A 16,225-nucleotide genomic window follows, 5' to 3' on the forward strand; every position below is an offset into this window, starting at 1 on the left:
AACCTCTTCGTTTTCAAACTGTTTCAGCCACGTCGATCCACCGACCGCGGAAACGTGGTTACAAGCCCACGCCGTCTGGTGGATCATGCTTAAGTTAACACGACGCGTCGGCTGCGGGCGTTGTGGTTAAGGTGCGTGCGCCGCCTAGCTCGCGGTATGCCTCTCACCGACGACGCCGAACTCGACCGCTTGCTGGACGCCGAGACGATCGCCGTCGTCGGCTGCTCGACGACCCAGGGGAAGGCGGCGCACGACGTGCCCGCGTATCTCCAGCGGCAGGGGTACCGGATCGTTCCGGTGAATCCCTTCGCGGACGAGGTGCTCGGCGAACCCGCCTACGACGACGTCCGCGACGTGGAGGAGCGTATCGACCTCGTGGAGGTGTTCCGGCCGAGCGAGGAGGTGCCGACCGTCCTCGACGCCGTCCGCGATCGCCACGCGGCGCGCGGCGACGCGGGCGCGGCGTGGCTCCAGCTCGGTATCAGCCACGACGAGGCGGCCGCCGCCGCGGAGGCCGACGGAATCGAGGTCGTGCAGGATCGGTGTATGAAAGTCGAACACGAGCGGCTTCGCGGGTGAGTGTCCGGAGCACCGTCATCAGGGTGCGAAGCGAGTCGTCAGGGTGCGAAGCGAGTCGCGTCGCCCCCGGGCCGAACGGCGTCGGTCGGACGGGAGGATCGATACGGTCGCGGCGGGATCGAACACACTTATGGCGCTCGTCCGGCTCCGAGGAGGTATGAGCGAGACCGATACGGAGGCCGACGAAGAGGCCGAGGTGACGGTCGTCCTTCCGGACGGATCAGAGCTGGACGTGCCGTCGGGGGCGACGGTCGAGGACGTCGCCTACGAGATCGGCCCCGGGCTCGGTCGCGACACGGTCGCGGGGAAGATCGACGGCGAGCTCGTCGAGAAGCACGCCACGGTCCACGACGGCGCACGGATCGAGATCGTCACGGACCAGTCCGACGAGTACCTGACGGTGCTGCGTCACTCCGCCGCACACGTCTTCGCGCAGGCGCTCCAGCGGCTCTACCCCGAGGCGACGCTCACGATCGGACCCCCCACCGACGAGGGGTTCTACTACGACGTGACCGACGTCGACCTCGACGAGGACGATTTGGCCGCGATCGAGGCGGAGATGGATGAGATCATCGCGGCCGACTACGAGATCGAACGCGAGGTCTGGTCCCACGAGGAGGCCAAGGAGATCTACGCCGACAACGAGTACAAACGCCAGATCTTAGCGGAGGAGGCGTCGGGCGAGGAGGTCACCTTCTACGCCCAGGACGACTGGCGGGACCTCTGTCGGGGGCCACACGTCGAGTCGACCGGCGAGATCGGCGCGGCGACGCTGCTGGAGGTGTCGGCGGCCTACTGGCGCGGCGACGAGGACAACGACACGCTGACGCGGGTGTACGGCACGGCCTTCGAGTCGGAGTCCGCCCTCGAAGAGCACCTTGAGATGCGCGAGAGGGCACAGGAGCGCGACCACCGGAAGATCGGCCAGGAGATGAACCTCTTTTCGATCCCGACGGTGACCGGCCCCGGGCTTCCGCTGTACCACCCGCCGGGCAAGACCGTGCTCCGCGAGCTCTCTGACTTCGCGAACCGGCTCAACCGCGAGCACGGCTACGAGGAGGTCGAGACGCCGCACGTGTTCCGGACGGAGCTGTGGAAGAAGTCCGGTCACTACGAGAACTACAAAGACGACATGTTCCTCCTCGACGTCAACGACGAGGAGTACGGCCTGAAGCCGATGAACTGCCCGGGACACGCGACGATCTTCGACCAGCAGTCGTGGTCGTATCGCGACCTCCCGCAGCGGTACTTCGAGAACGGGAAGGTGTACCGAAAAGAGCAGCGCGGCGAGCTGTCGGGGCTCTCTCGGGTGTGGTCGTTCACCATCGACGACGGCCACCTGTTCGTCCGGCCCGACCAGATCCGGGGGGAGATCGAGTCGGTGATCGAGATGATCTTCGAGGTCGTCGAGACGCTCGATCTGGAGGTCGAGGTCTCGCTCGCGACCCGTCCGGAGAAGTCGGTCGGGGGCGACGATATCTGGGAGTCCGCCGAGGAACAGCTCCGCGAGGTGCTGGAATCGGGGGGCTACGACTACGACGTCGAGCCCGGCGACGGAGCCTTCTACGGCCCGAAGATCGACTTCGGGTTCGAGGACGCGCTGGGTCGCGTGTGGGACGGCCCGACCGTCCAGCTCGACTTCAACATGCCCGACCGGTTCGACCTCTCGTACACCGGCGAGGACAACGAGGAGCACCAGCCGGTGATGATCCACCGGGCGCTGTACGGCAGCTACGAGCGCTTCTTCATGGTGTTGATCGAACACTTCGACGGCAACTTCCCGCTGTGGCTTGCGCCCGAGCAGGTGCGGATCCTGCCCGTCTCCGACGAGACGCTCGGGTACGCCCACCGCGTGAAGAACGCCCTCGAAGCCGAGGGGTTCCGCGTCGAGGTCGAGGACCGCGACTGGACGGTCGGTCGCAAGATCCGCGCCGCTCACGACGACCGGCTCCCGTACATGGTCATCGTCGGGGACGAGGAGGAGGCGGCGGGAACCGTCTCCGTGCGCGATCGCTTCGAGAACCAGCGGGGCGACGTCGAGCTCGACGCCTTCGTCGACCACCTCGTCGACGAGCGCGAGGAGAAGCGGACCGAGCCGGACTTCGTCGACGCCGAGTGAGCGCTCGCTGACCGGCCGGGTTCCGTCGTGTTTTTGACCGTGCCATCGAAAGGGGTAGCCATGAGTGACGCATCCGGGACGGCCGAGGGAGCGCGCGAGGCACCCGACGTCGGGGAGCTGTCGCCGCCGGACCGAACGCTGATGGGGCCAGGGCCGAGCGACGTCCACCCGCGCGTGTTGCGGGCGATGAGCACGCCGCTCGTCGGGCACCTCGACCCCGCGTTCATCGAGATCATGGACGAGGTGCAGGAGCTGCTTCGGTACGCGTTCCAGACCGACAACCGGTGGACGATCCCGGTCTCCGGCACTGGCTCCGCCTCCATGGAGACCGCGATCGGCAACCTCGTCGAACCGGGCGACACGATGCTCGTGCCGACGAACGGCTACTTCGGCGGCCGAATGAAATCGATGGCCGAGCGCGCCGGCGGCGAGGTCGTCACGGTGGACGCCCCGTGGGGCGAGCCGCTCGATCCCGTCGCCGTCGAGCGCGCCTTCGACGAACACCAGCCGGACGTGTTCGGGTTCGTCCACGCCGAGACCTCGACGGGCGTGCTCCAGCCGAACGTCTCAGAGCTGACCGACATCGCCCACGCCCACGACGCGTACGTGATCGCCGACTGCGTCACATCGCTCGGCGGCGTGGAGCTGCGCGTCGACGAGTGGGACGTCGACGTCGCCTACTCCGGGCCGCAGAAGTGCCTCTCGTGTCCGCCCGGCGCGAGCCCGCTCACCCTCTCGGACCGCGCGATGGACAAGGTGCTCGACCGCGAGGAGGACCCGCGGTCGTGGTACCTCGACGTCTCGCTGCTGGAGGGGTACTGGGGCGAGGAGCGGTCGTACCACCACACCGCACCGATAACGAACGTGTACGCGCTGCGCGAGGCCCTCCGGATCGTCGCCGAGGAGGGGATCGAAGCGCGGTGGGCGCGTCACCGCGAGGTCGCCGGCGAGCTGAAAGCCGGGCTGCAGGATCTCGGCTTAGCGATGAACGCGCCCGACGAGTACTGGCTCCCGAGCCTGAACGCGGTGCGCGTGCCCGACGGCGTCGACGACGGTGCCGTCATCGAACGCCTGCTCGACGAGGACGACATCGAGATCGCCGCCGGGCTCGGCGACCTGGCGGGCGACATCTGGCGGATCGGCTGTATGGGCCACTCGGCTCGCCGGAAGAACGTCGAGTTCCTGCTCGCGGCGCTCGAGGACGCGCTCGCGGCGCAGGGCTACGAGGCGTAGGAGATCGGCTCGAGAGACGCCCCGGAGGACGGGTCGCTCTTTCTTACCCTGCACCGGGATCGGACTGGGTCTCGCGTCCTCCATCGACGTCGGAGGGTTAATAGTCGATATAGACGAGGATGAACGCCACGATCAGCCCGCTCAACAGCGCGAGTCCGAGAAAGCCCTCGTCGAAGTAGCCGCGGTCGGCGACACTCCCGAACGCCACGGGGCTCAACGCCCCGAGCATGATGTAGATCGTCCGCAGGGCGCCCAGTTGCGTTCCCCGGGAGCCGTCGGGGAACCGGTCGGTCAGGTTGGAGATCACGATCGTCTCGTAGCCGAGGAGGCTGCTCGCGAGGACCGTGACCGCGGCGAACGACCACACCCCCGTCGCGATCGGGAGCGCGGCGAGTGCGACCCCGGTCACCCCCATCAGGACGGCCAGGGGGTACCGGACGCCAACCCGGTCGTACGCCCGTCCCGCGATCGGCTTGACGAGGCTGCCGAGTGCGAAGAAGGACCCGAACAGGACGGTCGCGATCCACGACGGGAACCCCCTCACGTCGATCAGGTACGACGGGTAGAATCCGATGAACGCCTGCGCGATCGTTCCCCACAGGACCAGCAGGACGATCGCGTGGCGGACGGCCGGCTGGGAGAACGTCGACGCGAGCCCCCCGAGCGAGAACGCCTCGTCGAGCGGTGCTCTCGTCGCCGCCGTCGACGGGAGCGTCACCCACAGCGCCGCCGCCGCGAGGACGAAAAACGGGACGACGAAGCCGAAGCCGTACTGCCAGGCCACGGTGGCCGCGACGAATCCGGCGGCCGGCGGCATCACCGCGTTGCCGACGTCGCCGGCCGCCATCGTCACGCCGGTCGCCGTGCCGAGCTGGTCCGGGTAGATCTCCTTGAGGATGGTGAACCGGGAGACGCCGTACATCGCCGTTCCCAGCCCGAAAAGCGCCGTTCCGGCAAACAGGATCACCGGCGACTCCGCGACGACGACGAGCAGGAGCATGCCGGCCGCGAGCAGCGAACTCAGCACCAACAGCAGCCGTTCACCGGCCCAGTCCGCGAGTATCCCGCCCGGAAGCTGGCCGATCCCGTACGCGATCCACAGCACTGTCAGGAGCAGCCCGGCGGTCGTGAACGTGAGTCCGTAGGCCGTCCGCAGGGAGGGCAGAAGCGCCGGGTAGATCATCCGGGTGCTGATAGAGAGGAACCACCCGAACGCGACGGCCAGCAACGCCGCGCCGCGTCCCCCGCTGCGGAGGTCGGCGATCACCTGTCTCGGGACGGAGATGTAGCGCACGGAGATCGAGTCACCTACCGGAACCACCTCCCTTCGGGGTTTCAATCTTCCACTCCCTGAAAGGATCGCCGGAGCGGCGACCACACGCTCCACGCTCGTGTCGTCAGTACGTGCCTCGCCGCTCGCGAGTCCGACAGCGTCGCCGGCGCGGCCTCACCACGTCGTCAGCGCGGCCCGACCGTGATTGTTCGCGAGCACGGCGAGGAAGGCGAGCACGCCGACGATGGCGAACGCCCCGCCCACGTAGAACACGGACGCCATACTCACCTCGACCATGAGCCAGCCGGCGATGAGCGGGCCCGCGACGGAGCCCGGCCGCCACATGAGCTCGCGGAGCCCGAAGCTGGAGGCGAGGCCGCCGTCGTCGGTCCCCTCGTCGGCGAAAAGTGCCATGCTGGCCGGCTCGCGGAAGGAATCCACGACGCCGAGGAGTCCGGAGATCCCGACCAAGGGGAGGTACGCCGGCGGCAGTTCGCCGAGGAGCGGGAGCGTCACGTCCGCACCGAGGACGCCGCCGATCGCGGGTGCGAGGGGAATCGCCATCGCGATCAGTCCGTAGGTACCGCCCCCGGCGAAGACGAAAAGCGACCGACCGTAGGCATCAGAGAGGCGACCGGTGAACAGCTGTCCGACCATGTTCGTCGCCTTCTCCGCGGTGACCGTCACGGCGACCGCGGTGGCGCCGACCGCGAGCCCGCCGGCCGCCAGTTGGGTGCCGGCGTAGATCGGAACCCACGTCCGCACCATCGTCACCGCGAAGGCGTACGGCGCCCGGAACGCGGAGATCGTGAGGATCCGACGGTTGACCGCCAGGTCGCTGAACGGGAACCCCTCGACACGAGTCGAGTCGGAGTCGAGAACGCCCCACATGGTCACCCACGCGAGCACCATCAGCCCGGTGATGATCCCGAAGACCGGAGTGAACCCGACCGCGTCGTAGATCGCGCCCGCGCCGAGCGAGCCGACGATCGACGCCGCGAAGGCGGCCGCGTTTGCCTTTCCGATCTTGTCCGCGCGCGAACCGACGCTGGCGATCTGCCCGACGAGCGAGAGCGTCATCAGCCCCGCACCGGTGACGACGAACCCTTGGAGCGCCCGGACGAGGATGAACGAACCGGAGCTGTCGACGAGCGGGAAGAGCGCGTACACGCCGGCGCCGACGCCGAGGACGGCCAGCAAGACGAGTCGCTTGTCGAAGCGATCGCCGCTCCACGCGAGCGGGACCACGGCGACCGTCTGCGCGAGGGTGAAGCCGGTGGTGTACATCCCGATGACGAACCCGGCCGAGACGGTGACGCCGAGCACCGTGGTCGCCTGCGGGTCGAGCGTGTTGATGTACGTCGGCAACAGCGTCAACAGCGTGATGAACCCGAACCCTTCGACGAACCGCGTGAGGTAGAGGGCCCAGAATTGCGACCGCGGGTCCGCGTTGTTCACACCGTATCCGCGCCCAGGGGTTCAAAAGGGGTTTCGGTTCGCCGGCCGCGTGCGGCGTCGTCGAGTCGACCGGTCGGCGTCGAGTCGGTCGATCGATGCCGGCGTCCCGTGAAGCGAGCGCCCCCCGTCCGGAGCGCTCGACACCGAGCTTTTGTCGCCGCGTCGCGTTCGACCGCGTATGGGCGACCCAGCCTGTGACCGGGAGTTCTGTCCGGAGTGTGACCTCGCCGTCTCGCGGAGCGACGACGTCTGTCCGGCGTGCGGCGCGTCGATCGCGGAGTGAAGTACACCCCGTGCGACGGGGAGCGAAGGCCACCGACTACAGCGTGTCGGCGAACTTATCGCGTCGGTAGAGGTCGATCTCCTGTGCGGTCGACCCCTCGCGAGTCGCCGCGAAGGCGATCGCCTCCGCCACCTCCTCGGGTTCGGTCACCGTGCCGGGCTCGAACTGCTCCTCGAACGGCTCCCCCTCCTCGCTGCCGAACTCGGTGCGGACCTCGGTTGGATTGACCACGCTCACGGCGACGCCCTCGTCGCCGACCTGCGCCGAGACGCTGTGAGCGAAGCCGCGGACCCACCACTTGGTCGCGGCGTACACGGGGTTGAACGATCGGGGGAAATGGCCCGCGAAGCTCCCCACGACGACGAGGGTCCCTTGGCTCTCCGTGAGGTGCGGGAGCGACTCGCGGGTGAGAAAGAAGGTCCCGTCGACGTTGGTCTCCTGCATCGTGAAGTACTCCTCGTCGGTCATCGTCGCCACGTCGTCGCCGCGACCGACGCCGGCGTTGGAGACGACGACGTCGAGCCCGCCGAACCGGTCGACGACCGCCTCGACCGCCGCCTCCGCCGTCGCCCGCTCGCGGACGTCGCCGTCGACCACGATCGCGTCGACGCCGTACGCGGACTCGACGTCGGCCGCCACCGCCTCCAGCGTCTCGCGTCGTCTGGCGAGCAGGGCGACGTTCGCGCCGCGGTCCGCGAGCGCGTGCGCGGTCGCCTCGCCGATCCCGGAACTCGCCCCCGTCACCAGCGCCGCCGCGTCGTCGAGAGTCGTCATGCGTGTCTCGCGTCGCTTCCCGGCGTCAAATCTCTTCGGGCCGCCTACGGTTCGACGCCGGACAACTCCGGCCACGACCGGAGCTTTAAGAGGATACGGCGCTCCCTTCTGTCAACTCGACGGACGCTCACGATGGAAGACACGGACCTGTCCGAGGGGGAAGCCCTTCGTCGGATGTATCGCGTGACCGCGGACCAGGAGCGGACGTTCGAGCAGAAGGTCCCGGACCTGCTCGATCTGGGTCGCGGGTACCTCGGGGTGGAGACGGGGTTCCTCACGGAGATCGACGACGACAGACAGCGGATCGTGGCGGCGCGGGGCGACCACGAGCGGCTCCAGGCCGGGGAGAGCTGTCCGCTGTCGCAGGCGTACTGCCGACGGACGGTCGAACAGGACGGCGCCCTGACGGTCCAGCACGCGAAGGTAGAGGGCTGGGAAGACGACGCCGCCTACGAGGCGTTCGGACTGGAGGCGTACGTCGGCGCCAAGGTCGTGGTCAGCCGCGAGGTGTACGGCACCTTCTGTTTCGCCGACACCGAGCCGCGCGACCGGCCCTTCTCGGAGAACGAGGAGGCGTTCGTCGAGCTGATGGCCCAGTGGGTCGGCTACGAACGCTTCCAGAAGCGGGCGACGGAACGCTTACAGGAGCAGCGCGACCGGCTGGCGGAGTTCACAAGCGTCGTCTCTCACGACATTCGGAATCCGCTCGGGATCCTCGACGGCTACCTCGAGATGGCCGAGCAGACCGGCGATCCGGAGCACTTCGAACGCTGCCACGAGGCGGTCGACCGGATGGAGACGCTGATCGACGACCTGCTGTTTCTCACCCAGGAGGGCCAGACGATACGCGGGCGCGAGGCGGTCGCGATCGACGAACTCGCGCGCGAGTGTTGGTCGTTCGTGGACGCGCCCGACGCGACGCTCGTCGTCGAGACCGACCGCGTCGTGTCCGGCGACTGGAGCCGGCTCCAGCAGGTGTTCGAGAACCTGTTCCGGAACAGCGTGGAACACGGCGGCGCCGACGTGACGATCCGCGTCGGCGACCTCCCTGACGGCGCCGGCATCTACGTGGAGGACGACGGGAAGGGAATCCCGGCAGACGAGCGTGACCGGGTGTTCGTCGACGGCTACACCAGCGACGCGACGGGCACCGGACTCGGGCTGCGGATCATCCAGCAGGTCGTCGAGGCGCACGGGTGGGCGATCGACGTGACCGAGGGCCTCGCGGGCGGCGCGCGGTTCGAGATCACCGACGTGGACGGCCCAGACGGCTGACCCGGCGAGCGCGGCCGCGGACGGACCTCGCGAGAAGCGGCCGGGCGAGCGGTCCGGCGGCTCCACGCGCTACGGACTCGTCGAGACGCTCTCCGTCGGCATCGGTGTCGAAGTACAGATATCGGTGTTCGACGCCGCCGAGCGGGGGCGTCCGTGAATCGATCGGTTTTTCAATTTAGGCCTGCCTAAAGTGCAGTATGCCTACCGGCGTTCGACCGCACACCGACACCGCTCACACGGGTTCGAGCGGGCTACCGGAAGTATCTGTCTGTGAGAGTCGTCCGGGCACGTCGATCTTCCTCGAGTCCGAGAACACCGACGGTTGGATCGCGACGGACACCGTCGTCGCCGTTCGCAGGTGATCTCGGATGGCGTCGAACGACACGCCGCCGGAGACGGACCGCTCGTCCGAGACGGACGCCGAATCTGAGACGGGGTCCAACTCGGAGACCGCTTCCGGATCGGAGGCGGCGTCCGAACCCGACCGAGCGACGATCCGCGCCGGGCGCGACTTCGACGCGGAGTATCGGCTGGACGCGGCCACCGCCGGAGCGTTCCTCGTCGAGTTGGGCGAACAGCTTCGCGACGACCGGGAGCTAACGCTGGTCACGGACGAGTGGGAACTCCCGTTCGCGGTCGGCGAGCCGGTCAACCTCGATATCGACTTCGAGGGGGTCGGCGAGCAGGAACTGGAGATCGAACTGGAGCTGCCGGGACGATCCGACGAGGAGCCGCCCGAAGTTCGGTAGGTCGGTCCGCGTCGTGTTTCGGTGGCTAGTTCGTGGCTCGGAGAGGGTGTCGTACACCAGTTCTCATACTATTCTTTGCTCTATCGGTTCGTTCGAGACAAGCGAGTGATCTAACGCGGGGTGCAGCAACCGATCTACCAGCTGGTAAGACACCCGTGCAAGATACAGAGACGGTATTCAGCAGCCAGACAGCTTCAGAGGAACGCTGTGTCACGACGACTCGGAGATCACTCGGGCCAACCGGAACCAGCCTGCTGAATGCAGAGAAGTGAGGCAAATATTCGTTACAATTCAAAACCGGACTAATCAAACATCAATTCAGAGATCTCCAGGCAGTAGCAGCCGTAGTGATTACCTCTAACGCGTCTCGACTTCCCTCTGCTTCTCCTTTTTCAAAATCCTCCTCAGACTGCCCCATCTGGTTGGTTACATGTGCGAAGCAAACTACCGAACGGTCTCGAACATCCGCGAACGTATACAGCGCTGCTGCTTCCATTTCGACGGCAAGGATTCCTTCTGACCGAGCACGTTCGATTGCAGCCTCTGTTTCCCGGAACGGGGCATCAGTTGTCCACGCTGCCCCCGTATACACTGGACGAGATACTGTTTCACATGCTTCTTCCACCGAGGCACGAAGCTCGTCATCGAGAGTTGCATAGCGACTCGTCGAACGGTAATGGTGACTCGTTCCTTCGTCACGGAGCGCACGCTCGATAAGAACGAAGTAGGGCGGATCGTCCTTGGGCACGATCTGTCCCGAGGAGGTTACGCTTATGAGAAATTGGCAGCCGGCGGCGAACAATTGCTCTGCAAGTAGCACAGCGAACGGTGCCCCGACAGCACACCCGACAATTCCGAACTCCTCGTCGTTTCGTTCGAACCGATAGAGATCGGTGTGATAGCCGGGCCACGCTCCATCCTTTTGTGCTTCACCGGTAGCCGTCAACTGGCGCACGATGTCTCCATCCGGATCGAGTATACAGATATCCGGAACTGAGTGTTCTGGGAGGTCTTTCTGCCGCCGAGCGTTCTCCAGCAGTGCTTTCGGCGAGAATACAGATGATTCGTCGAATTCTTTCGCCTCGAAAAGCGGAGACGAGTCCGGATCGGTCGAGTCAGTCATTAGTTCGTGTTCACGGAACCCGGGCAAGGATATTGTGGTCACTCAGGCAGAGTTCCGACTACCGCTGAGATTGCGGCTTTCGATGGGTCTGTGCTCTCAGAGACTTGCTCGTCGGAGATACCCAAGAAGAACTCCTGCTCGCCCTCGACGTATTCAAGGATCGTGTCCACCAGCGCCTCAGTATCCCGATGGACCATCCGCAGGAAGTAGGAACCTTCTCGCTGGAGATTCGATCGAACGTACTCGGAACGTGTGTTCAACACGAGTGCAACGAGAGTCCCTTCAGGATCGAGTACGCGAGTCGCTTCCGCAAGGACTGCATCGATCTCGAGAAGGAATTCGAGCGTCGAGACGAAGACGACAGCATCAACGGACGCAGTTGCGATAGGGAGGGTGGTCGCATCACCGAGAACAAGCGGTGCAGAAACTCGATCCTGTGCTGCTTGGATCATCGCCTCCGAGCGATCCACACCGATCATTTCGTGGTCGGGAAAGCGTTCTTCGAGCGAGCCGATGCCGCATCCAACGTCTAATCGGCAGCCTGTTCCGCTTGTCGTGTCTTTTCAACCTGCAGCGGGTCAGCCGTCGATGTCGCGGTGACCAGGCGCAAGAACTGTCCCGCGTTCGTGAGGAGTTTGTTCTCCGCTTTCCGGAGGTGTTCTTCGTACGTCGAACGAGCGACGGCCGTCTGATCGGCCAGATCTCGAAGCGAAGTCTTCCGTGGTTGCTCGTAGTACCCACTTTCCAGCGCTAATTGGAGTGCTGCCAACTGCCGGTCAGTGATATTCTCGAACAGTTGATTCGCCGGAGCCAGCATACTGTGGGGGATCTGCTTCTCCGAAATCGAGGTTTTCGAGAGTAGTTCGATCTCCCTATCAGATCGCAGATCACCGAGCAGTTCTCGAATGTCCTCATCGTCGAACGCGACCACCGTGTAGTGCTCCCAGCCCTGGCGGTAGATCGTCGGCGACTGATACAGACAATTGTGTTCCTCGAAGCGGTCGATGATCGACTGTTCGAGTGAACAGAGGCAGGACTGCGTGACAACGTGATACCCGTCGTCATCCTCCGATTCGTGTAGAACGGTTCCGAGTTGATTGATGTCGTCAAGCAACTCGTCAGTCGGTGTTGCCTCTGATGTGATCTCCAGTACTTGGCAGTCGCTTAGCGGCCACTCACGGATGGTCAAGTCCGGGTGACGTTCCGAGATCTCCCGGTATGGACACTCGTGTTTGACTCGGATCGAGGCCTCATACAGACTCATACGAATGACTTTGAACTGGTCAAAATTAACAGTGCCGGTCATGTCCGGCAGCACCTATATGCGAATATACCTGCTATTCAGGAATACCGATGCAGGAGATACCGCCGGAGGAACTCAGCGAACAGTTACAAAACGGTGACGAGGACCCGATCGTCCTCGATATTCGCCACGAAGAGGATTTCGAAGAGTGGCACATTCCGGACAGTATCAACGTCGATGTCTACGAGGAACTAACTGAAGACCCTGAACAAGCGAAGGAAGCCCTCTCAGACCTCCCCCGTAACGAACAGATCGTCACTGTCTGTGCTGCCGGTGTCGTCTCGGAGATCGCGACGGAAGTTCTCCAAGAGCTGGACTACGATGCGGTGACTCTCACGGACGGGATGAACGGCTGGAGCCGTGTCCACCGACACGCAGAAGTGCCAGCTGACCTCGATGACACGCTCATTCAGGTCGCACGGCCGGGGAAGGGTTGCCTCTCACACGTCCTCATCTCGGGTGGTGAAGCAGCCGTCTTCGACCCGTCACACTATCTCGACGAATACGATGCGATCCTCGACAAGTACGACGCCGAACTCGTCGGTGTCTTCGACACGCACGCCCACGCCGACCACGTCTCGGGTGCTGCAGAACTCGCCGACCGCCACGGCGTTTCCTACTACCTCCACCCGAAAGACGCGCTCGCCATCGACGCGACGCCGGTTGAAGATGGACAGACAGTGACAGTCGGCAGTCTCGACATCGAGGTTATTCACACGCCGGGACACAGTGAGGGGAGCGTCTCGTTCGACATCGACGGCGCTGCGCTGATCACGGGCGATACGCTCTTCCACGAGAGCGTGGGACGTGTCGAACTCGGTGTCGAAGCGGGAATTGAAGACTCCGACGTAAAGCAGAACGCGGCGACGCTCTACGAGAGCCTCCAACGATTGCTGGACCGTCCTGACGACGCACTGGTCCTGCCGGCACACGATCCTGGCTCGCCCGAACCACCGGTGACCGCGACGCTTACGGCGGTCAAGGAACGGAACGACGACCTCGGCCGCGACCGAGAAGAATTCATCCGCGAACTCGCATCTGACATCCCGGATCACCCACCGAACTTCGAGCGCGTCAAGCGGACGAACGTGGGGCAGGAATCGGTCCCTACCGATGAACTGGCCGAGCTGGAACTGGGCCCCAACAACTGCGCTGCTGAATGAATCCATGAGTACGGGAACTGAAATCAAACAAGGAATCCGTGAGCACCTCGGACAGTTCTCACTCCACGTCCTGCTGGTGTTCGCCACCGGCCTAACCATCGGGTCCGAACGGACCGTCCTCCCCGTTCTGGGCGAAGAGGTACTCGGCGTCAAGTCGTTCCTGGTTATCGGTTCGTTCGTCGTCTCGTTCGGAATCGTGAAGTCGATCCTCAATCTCTACGCTGGCAAATGGGGTGAGGAGTACGGCCGGAAGCCAGTACTTGTCGCCGGATGGGTGACGGCACTCCCCCTGCCGATCATCCTCATCTTCGCTCCGAGTTGGGGCTGGATCACCGTTGGGAACATCCTACTGGGTATCAACCAAGCATTGACGTGGAGTATGGCGATCAACGCGAAGATCGACCTCGCGGGACCTGAACAGCGTGGCCTTGCAGTCGGTATCGACGAATCGTTCGGCTACACTGGCGTTGCCGTCGGGGCATGGATTACAGGTGTTATTGCCGGTCAGTGGAGCCTCCGGCCGGAGCCGTTCTACTTCCTCGCCATCGTCGTCGTGCTGGCGTTCCTCATCTCGGTCTTCCTGATCAAAGAAACCGTCCAGTACGCCCAGGCCGAGGGAGACGACGACCACCACGACGCGAACCTGCCGTTCAACGAGGTGGTGAAGCGAGCGACCTACGGTGACAAGACGTTGTTCGCTGCGGCTCAGGCCGGCCACATCGAGAACTTCGTAGATACGCTGTTCTGGATCGCCGTCCCGCTGTATCTGGTAAGCCAGGGTCTTGGTATTGCGGCTGTCGGTGTCGTCGTCGGCGTCCACAGCGCGATGTACTTCCTCCAGATTGCGACCGGTGGACTTGCTGACCGTATTGGTCGCCGGCCGCCCGTCATCTGGGGGATGTTCCTCGCAGGTACCGGCGTTTTGGGAATGGTACTCGTTGAGGGGTACCTCGCGTGGGCAGTCTTGGCCGGTATCTCCGGTCTTGGCATGGCGTTACTGTATCCGAACCTGATGACTGTGCCAAGCGACGCCGCCCACCCGACGTGGCGGTCTGCAGGGATGGGCGTCTACCGGATGTGGCGTGACTCCGGCTATGCCGTCGGAGCCATCCTGATCGGGCTCTCGATGGAGTTCGTCAACGCAGAGGCCGCATTCTACATGACTGCACTCCTGATGTTCGTGTCTGGTGCAGTCGTGTACGTCTGGATGGAAGAGACCCACCCCGAGTTCGGAACTCACGAGCCACCTTCACCCGCTCCCACGGAAGCGGCTCCAACTATCTCTCAAGACTAGTTCAGCAATACGGATCTTCGTGTTCCCGGTCTGCATTCGCTTTTGCTCCGATTGGGATTGGATCGGATGAGCCTCCTTGCTGAATATGCGCCCTATCTTGCACGGCGCTCAGAACATCATTTCGACGGTACGATTCTCATCGGTCATTGACATCCTCCTCCGGCTAAAGCCGGAGGAATCCCGAGCGTTGGGATATTAGGGTTTGCAGTCTCCCTGTTCTCTCGTGTTGAACGACCCGCTCTCGCGGTCGAACAGGAAGACTCCGGGCTGTGCCAACCAGCCGTTACTCATATCCCCCGTCGGGGGACTCTGAGTTATCCTTCGGCGGATGTTCACCGCACCGTTCACGTCCGCGTTCATCGTCGTCCCGCACGACGAACAGACGTACAGACCGCGCTCCACGCGATTCGAGTCACGAATCTGCCCGCAACACGAACACGTCTTACTCGTGTTCTCCTCGTCTACACGGTCAACGAGGATGCCTTGTTCCTCGGCCTTGTATTCGAGCAGGTTCGTGAAGCGGTCAAACTCCCATCCGTGGAGTTTCTTGTTTCCCGACGCACCCCAGTTCCGCGAGTCACCGTTCTCATTCTCGCGGATGTCGCTAAGGTCGCCAACCGCTATCTTCCCCACACCCTCTTCGACACACCGCTCAACGATGTGTTTGCTGAGGGTATGGAGGAAGTGATCTTTGCGTCGGGAGAGCTTCTGCCGAGCCTTCCATGCACGCTTTGACGGGCCGTTCTCGCCTTCGGTCTGGTACTCCTCGCTGGTGAAATAGTGCTTGTCCTCTTTCAGCACGTTCCCCGGATACAGTTCACTCGCGCCATCTTCGTAGTCGATGGCGAGATAGTTGCTGATACCGAGGTCGATCCCTGCCGTCTTGTTGCCCGGTGCGTCTTCGACTGGGATCTTTTTCTTACAGACGAGGTGTAGCTCCCACTTGTCACCGTTCCAGACGGCACGCACCTGCTGGATGTTCTCAACCTCTACGTCGGGGCGGGTTTCGTACTCCGCGAGAATGAAGTCAGACCGACTCTCTTTCACGTTGAAGCCTTTCGAGAGGCGGAGTTGGTCGTGTTTATCGTCGTGCTTGATGGCTCGTTTCTTCCACGTGACGGTGGAGCGCGGGTGGTCGTCGCCACGTTTCCGGTAGCCGGGTGGGTTGTTGCCGTCGCCGGAGTTGTACCAGCCGATGAACGCTTCAGCAAGTTCTTCGAGAACTCGCTGACTTGACTGAGAATGAAGGTCACTGTAGCGTTCGTGGTCTTTCAGCTCCGATTTCAGTTCGGCTTCGGCGGGTATTTCGCCGGTTTCGTCCCACCGTTGTTGGATGTAGTAGCGACCGACGTTCCACAGTTTGGATGCGGAGAATCCGCACTGGTCGAGGTCGTCACGAACCTGTTGGTGGTTCGTGATGCGTGCGACGTAGGTGCGGGTCGTCTCCAGCATCGAACTGACCTCATAACACATTATGAGAGAGTAGTTATTAAAACAAACGACCGGGCGCTGAATATCCGGCTGGAGTGTCGTCGGTGGATTGGCGGTCAGAGTGTCGGATTCATCCCACGCCTAAAGGCCTGTCTCTTACCCACAACT

At 63.8% G+C, this 16,225-nt stretch carries 14 protein-coding genes; 7 read left to right on the forward strand and 7 right to left on the reverse strand.

What is annotated here, in order from left to right; translation table 11 throughout:
• Positions 1 to 156 precede the first annotated feature (156 nt).
• The 3 genes from GJ633_RS06720 (at position 157) to GJ633_RS06730 (ending at position 3,931) form a co-directional block, all read left to right on the forward strand.
• Positions 157 to 579 carry a CoA-binding protein gene (locus tag GJ633_RS06720; protein WP_156588184.1) on the forward strand — a complete coding sequence of 141 codons (423 nt, stop codon included), beginning with the start codon at positions 157 to 159 and terminating at the stop codon, positions 577 to 579.
• Positions 580 to 709: 130 nt separating this feature from the next.
• Positions 710 to 2,698: a threonine--tRNA ligase gene (thrS, locus tag GJ633_RS06725; protein ID WP_197431271.1), complete on the forward strand. Its 1,989-nt coding sequence runs from the start codon at positions 710 to 712 to the stop codon at positions 2,696 to 2,698.
• 60 nt (positions 2,699 to 2,758) lie between these two features.
• Positions 2,759 to 3,931, forward strand: coding sequence for an alanine--glyoxylate aminotransferase family protein (locus GJ633_RS06730; RefSeq protein WP_156588186.1), 1,173 nt, complete (start codon positions 2,759 to 2,761; stop codon positions 3,929 to 3,931).
• A 97-nt stretch (positions 3,932 to 4,028) separates the two neighbouring features.
• Here GJ633_RS06730 and GJ633_RS06735 read toward each other — a convergent pair whose 3' ends face one another.
• The 3 genes from GJ633_RS06735 to GJ633_RS06745 all read right to left on the reverse strand — a co-directional run bounded on the left by GJ633_RS06735 (position 4,029) and on the right by GJ633_RS06745 (position 7,719).
• Entirely contained in the window at positions 4,029 to 5,225 is a 1,197-nt protein-coding gene (locus GJ633_RS06735; RefSeq protein ID WP_197431272.1) for a nitrate/nitrite transporter, read from the reverse strand.
• A 153-nt stretch (positions 5,226 to 5,378) separates the two neighbouring features.
• The gene (locus GJ633_RS06740; protein WP_321168942.1) at positions 5,379 to 6,662 is read right to left on the reverse strand and encodes an MFS transporter; all 1,284 of its coding nucleotides are present in this window, start codon (positions 6,660 to 6,662) and stop codon (positions 5,379 to 5,381) included.
• Between the two features lie 319 nt (positions 6,663 to 6,981).
• Entirely contained in the window at positions 6,982 to 7,719 is a 738-nt protein-coding gene (locus GJ633_RS06745; protein ID WP_156588188.1) for an SDR family oxidoreductase, read from the reverse strand.
• 132 nt (positions 7,720 to 7,851) lie between these two features.
• On the opposite strand from GJ633_RS06745, the gene GJ633_RS06750 reads away from it, so the two are divergent.
• Positions 7,852 to 8,994, forward strand: a complete 1,143-nt coding sequence (locus tag GJ633_RS06750; protein WP_156588189.1) for an ATP-binding protein — start codon at positions 7,852 to 7,854, stop codon at positions 8,992 to 8,994.
• A 368-nt stretch (positions 8,995 to 9,362) separates the two neighbouring features.
• Entirely contained in the window at positions 9,363 to 9,743 is a 381-nt protein-coding gene (locus tag GJ633_RS06755; protein WP_156588190.1) for an amphi-Trp domain-containing protein, read from the forward strand.
• Positions 9,744 to 10,056: 313 nt separating this feature from the next.
• Here GJ633_RS06755 and GJ633_RS06760 read toward each other — a convergent pair whose 3' ends face one another.
• From GJ633_RS06760 to GJ633_RS06770, 3 genes are read right to left on the reverse strand one after another with little or no spacing between them, the layout of a single operon-like run.
• Positions 10,057 to 10,866 (reverse strand): nucleoside phosphorylase, encoded by an 810-nt coding sequence (locus GJ633_RS06760; RefSeq protein ID WP_156588191.1) that lies wholly within the window; start codon positions 10,864 to 10,866, stop codon positions 10,057 to 10,059.
• A 38-nt stretch (positions 10,867 to 10,904) separates the two neighbouring features.
• Positions 10,905 to 11,345 carry a class I SAM-dependent methyltransferase gene (locus tag GJ633_RS06765; RefSeq protein WP_231741265.1) on the reverse strand — a complete coding sequence of 147 codons (441 nt, stop codon included), beginning with the start codon at positions 11,343 to 11,345 and terminating at the stop codon, positions 10,905 to 10,907.
• A 50-nt stretch (positions 11,346 to 11,395) separates the two neighbouring features.
• Positions 11,396 to 12,130, reverse strand: a complete 735-nt coding sequence (locus tag GJ633_RS06770) for a helix-turn-helix domain-containing protein (protein WP_156588196.1) — start codon at positions 12,128 to 12,130, stop codon at positions 11,396 to 11,398.
• A gap of 89 nt (positions 12,131 to 12,219) precedes the next feature.
• Between GJ633_RS06770 and GJ633_RS06775 the strand changes: the two genes are divergently transcribed.
• Both GJ633_RS06775 and GJ633_RS06780 read left to right on the forward strand, forming a co-directional pair.
• A complete protein-coding gene (locus GJ633_RS06775) occupies positions 12,220 to 13,332 on the forward strand; it encodes an MBL fold metallo-hydrolase (RefSeq protein ID WP_156588192.1) in 1,113 nt (370 codons plus the stop codon).
• A gap of 4 nt (positions 13,333 to 13,336) precedes the next feature.
• Positions 13,337 to 14,626: an MFS transporter gene (locus GJ633_RS06780; protein WP_156588193.1), complete on the forward strand. Its 1,290-nt coding sequence runs from the start codon at positions 13,337 to 13,339 to the stop codon at positions 14,624 to 14,626.
• A gap of 195 nt (positions 14,627 to 14,821) precedes the next feature.
• Here the strand turns inward: GJ633_RS06780 and GJ633_RS06785 are convergent, their stop codons facing one another.
• Positions 14,822 to 16,078, reverse strand: coding sequence for an RNA-guided endonuclease TnpB family protein (locus GJ633_RS06785; RefSeq protein WP_156588194.1), 1,257 nt, complete (start codon positions 16,076 to 16,078; stop codon positions 14,822 to 14,824).
• Positions 16,079 to 16,225: the final 147 nt, after the last annotated feature.

It is taken from the genome of Halorubrum sp. CBA1125 (assembly GCF_009742825.1).
In the GTDB taxonomy this organism is placed as follows: Archaea; Halobacteriota; Halobacteria; order Halobacteriales; family Haloferacaceae; genus Halorubrum.

Coding starts and splice junctions, on each gene's coding strand:
- GJ633_RS06720 (WP_156588184.1), top strand. CDS start 157: ATGCCTCTCACCGACGACGCCGAACTCGACCGCTTGCTGGACGCCGAG.
- thrS (WP_197431271.1), top strand. CDS start 710: ATGGCGCTCGTCCGGCTCCGAGGAGGTATGAGCGAGACCGATACGGAG.
- GJ633_RS06730 (WP_156588186.1), top strand. CDS start 2,759: ATGAGTGACGCATCCGGGACGGCCGAGGGAGCGCGCGAGGCACCCGAC.
- GJ633_RS06745 (WP_156588188.1), bottom strand. CDS start 7,719: ATGACGACTCTCGACGACGCGGCGGCGCTGGTGACGGGGGCGAGTTCC.
- GJ633_RS06750 (WP_156588189.1), top strand. CDS start 7,852: ATGGAAGACACGGACCTGTCCGAGGGGGAAGCCCTTCGTCGGATGTAT.
- GJ633_RS06755 (WP_156588190.1), top strand. CDS start 9,363: ATGGCGTCGAACGACACGCCGCCGGAGACGGACCGCTCGTCCGAGACG.
- GJ633_RS06760 (WP_156588191.1), bottom strand. CDS start 10,866: ATGACTGACTCGACCGATCCGGACTCGTCTCCGCTTTTCGAGGCGAAA.
- GJ633_RS06765 (WP_231741265.1), bottom strand. CDS start 11,345: ATGATCGGTGTGGATCGCTCGGAGGCGATGATCCAAGCAGCACAGGAT.
- GJ633_RS06770 (WP_156588196.1), bottom strand. CDS start 12,130: ATGAGTCTGTATGAGGCCTCGATCCGAGTCAAACACGAGTGTCCATAC.
- GJ633_RS06775 (WP_156588192.1), top strand. CDS start 12,220: ATGCAGGAGATACCGCCGGAGGAACTCAGCGAACAGTTACAAAACGGT.
- GJ633_RS06780 (WP_156588193.1), top strand. CDS start 13,337: ATGAGTACGGGAACTGAAATCAAACAAGGAATCCGTGAGCACCTCGGA.
- GJ633_RS06785 (WP_156588194.1), bottom strand. CDS start 16,078: ATGCTGGAGACGACCCGCACCTACGTCGCACGCATCACGAACCACCAA.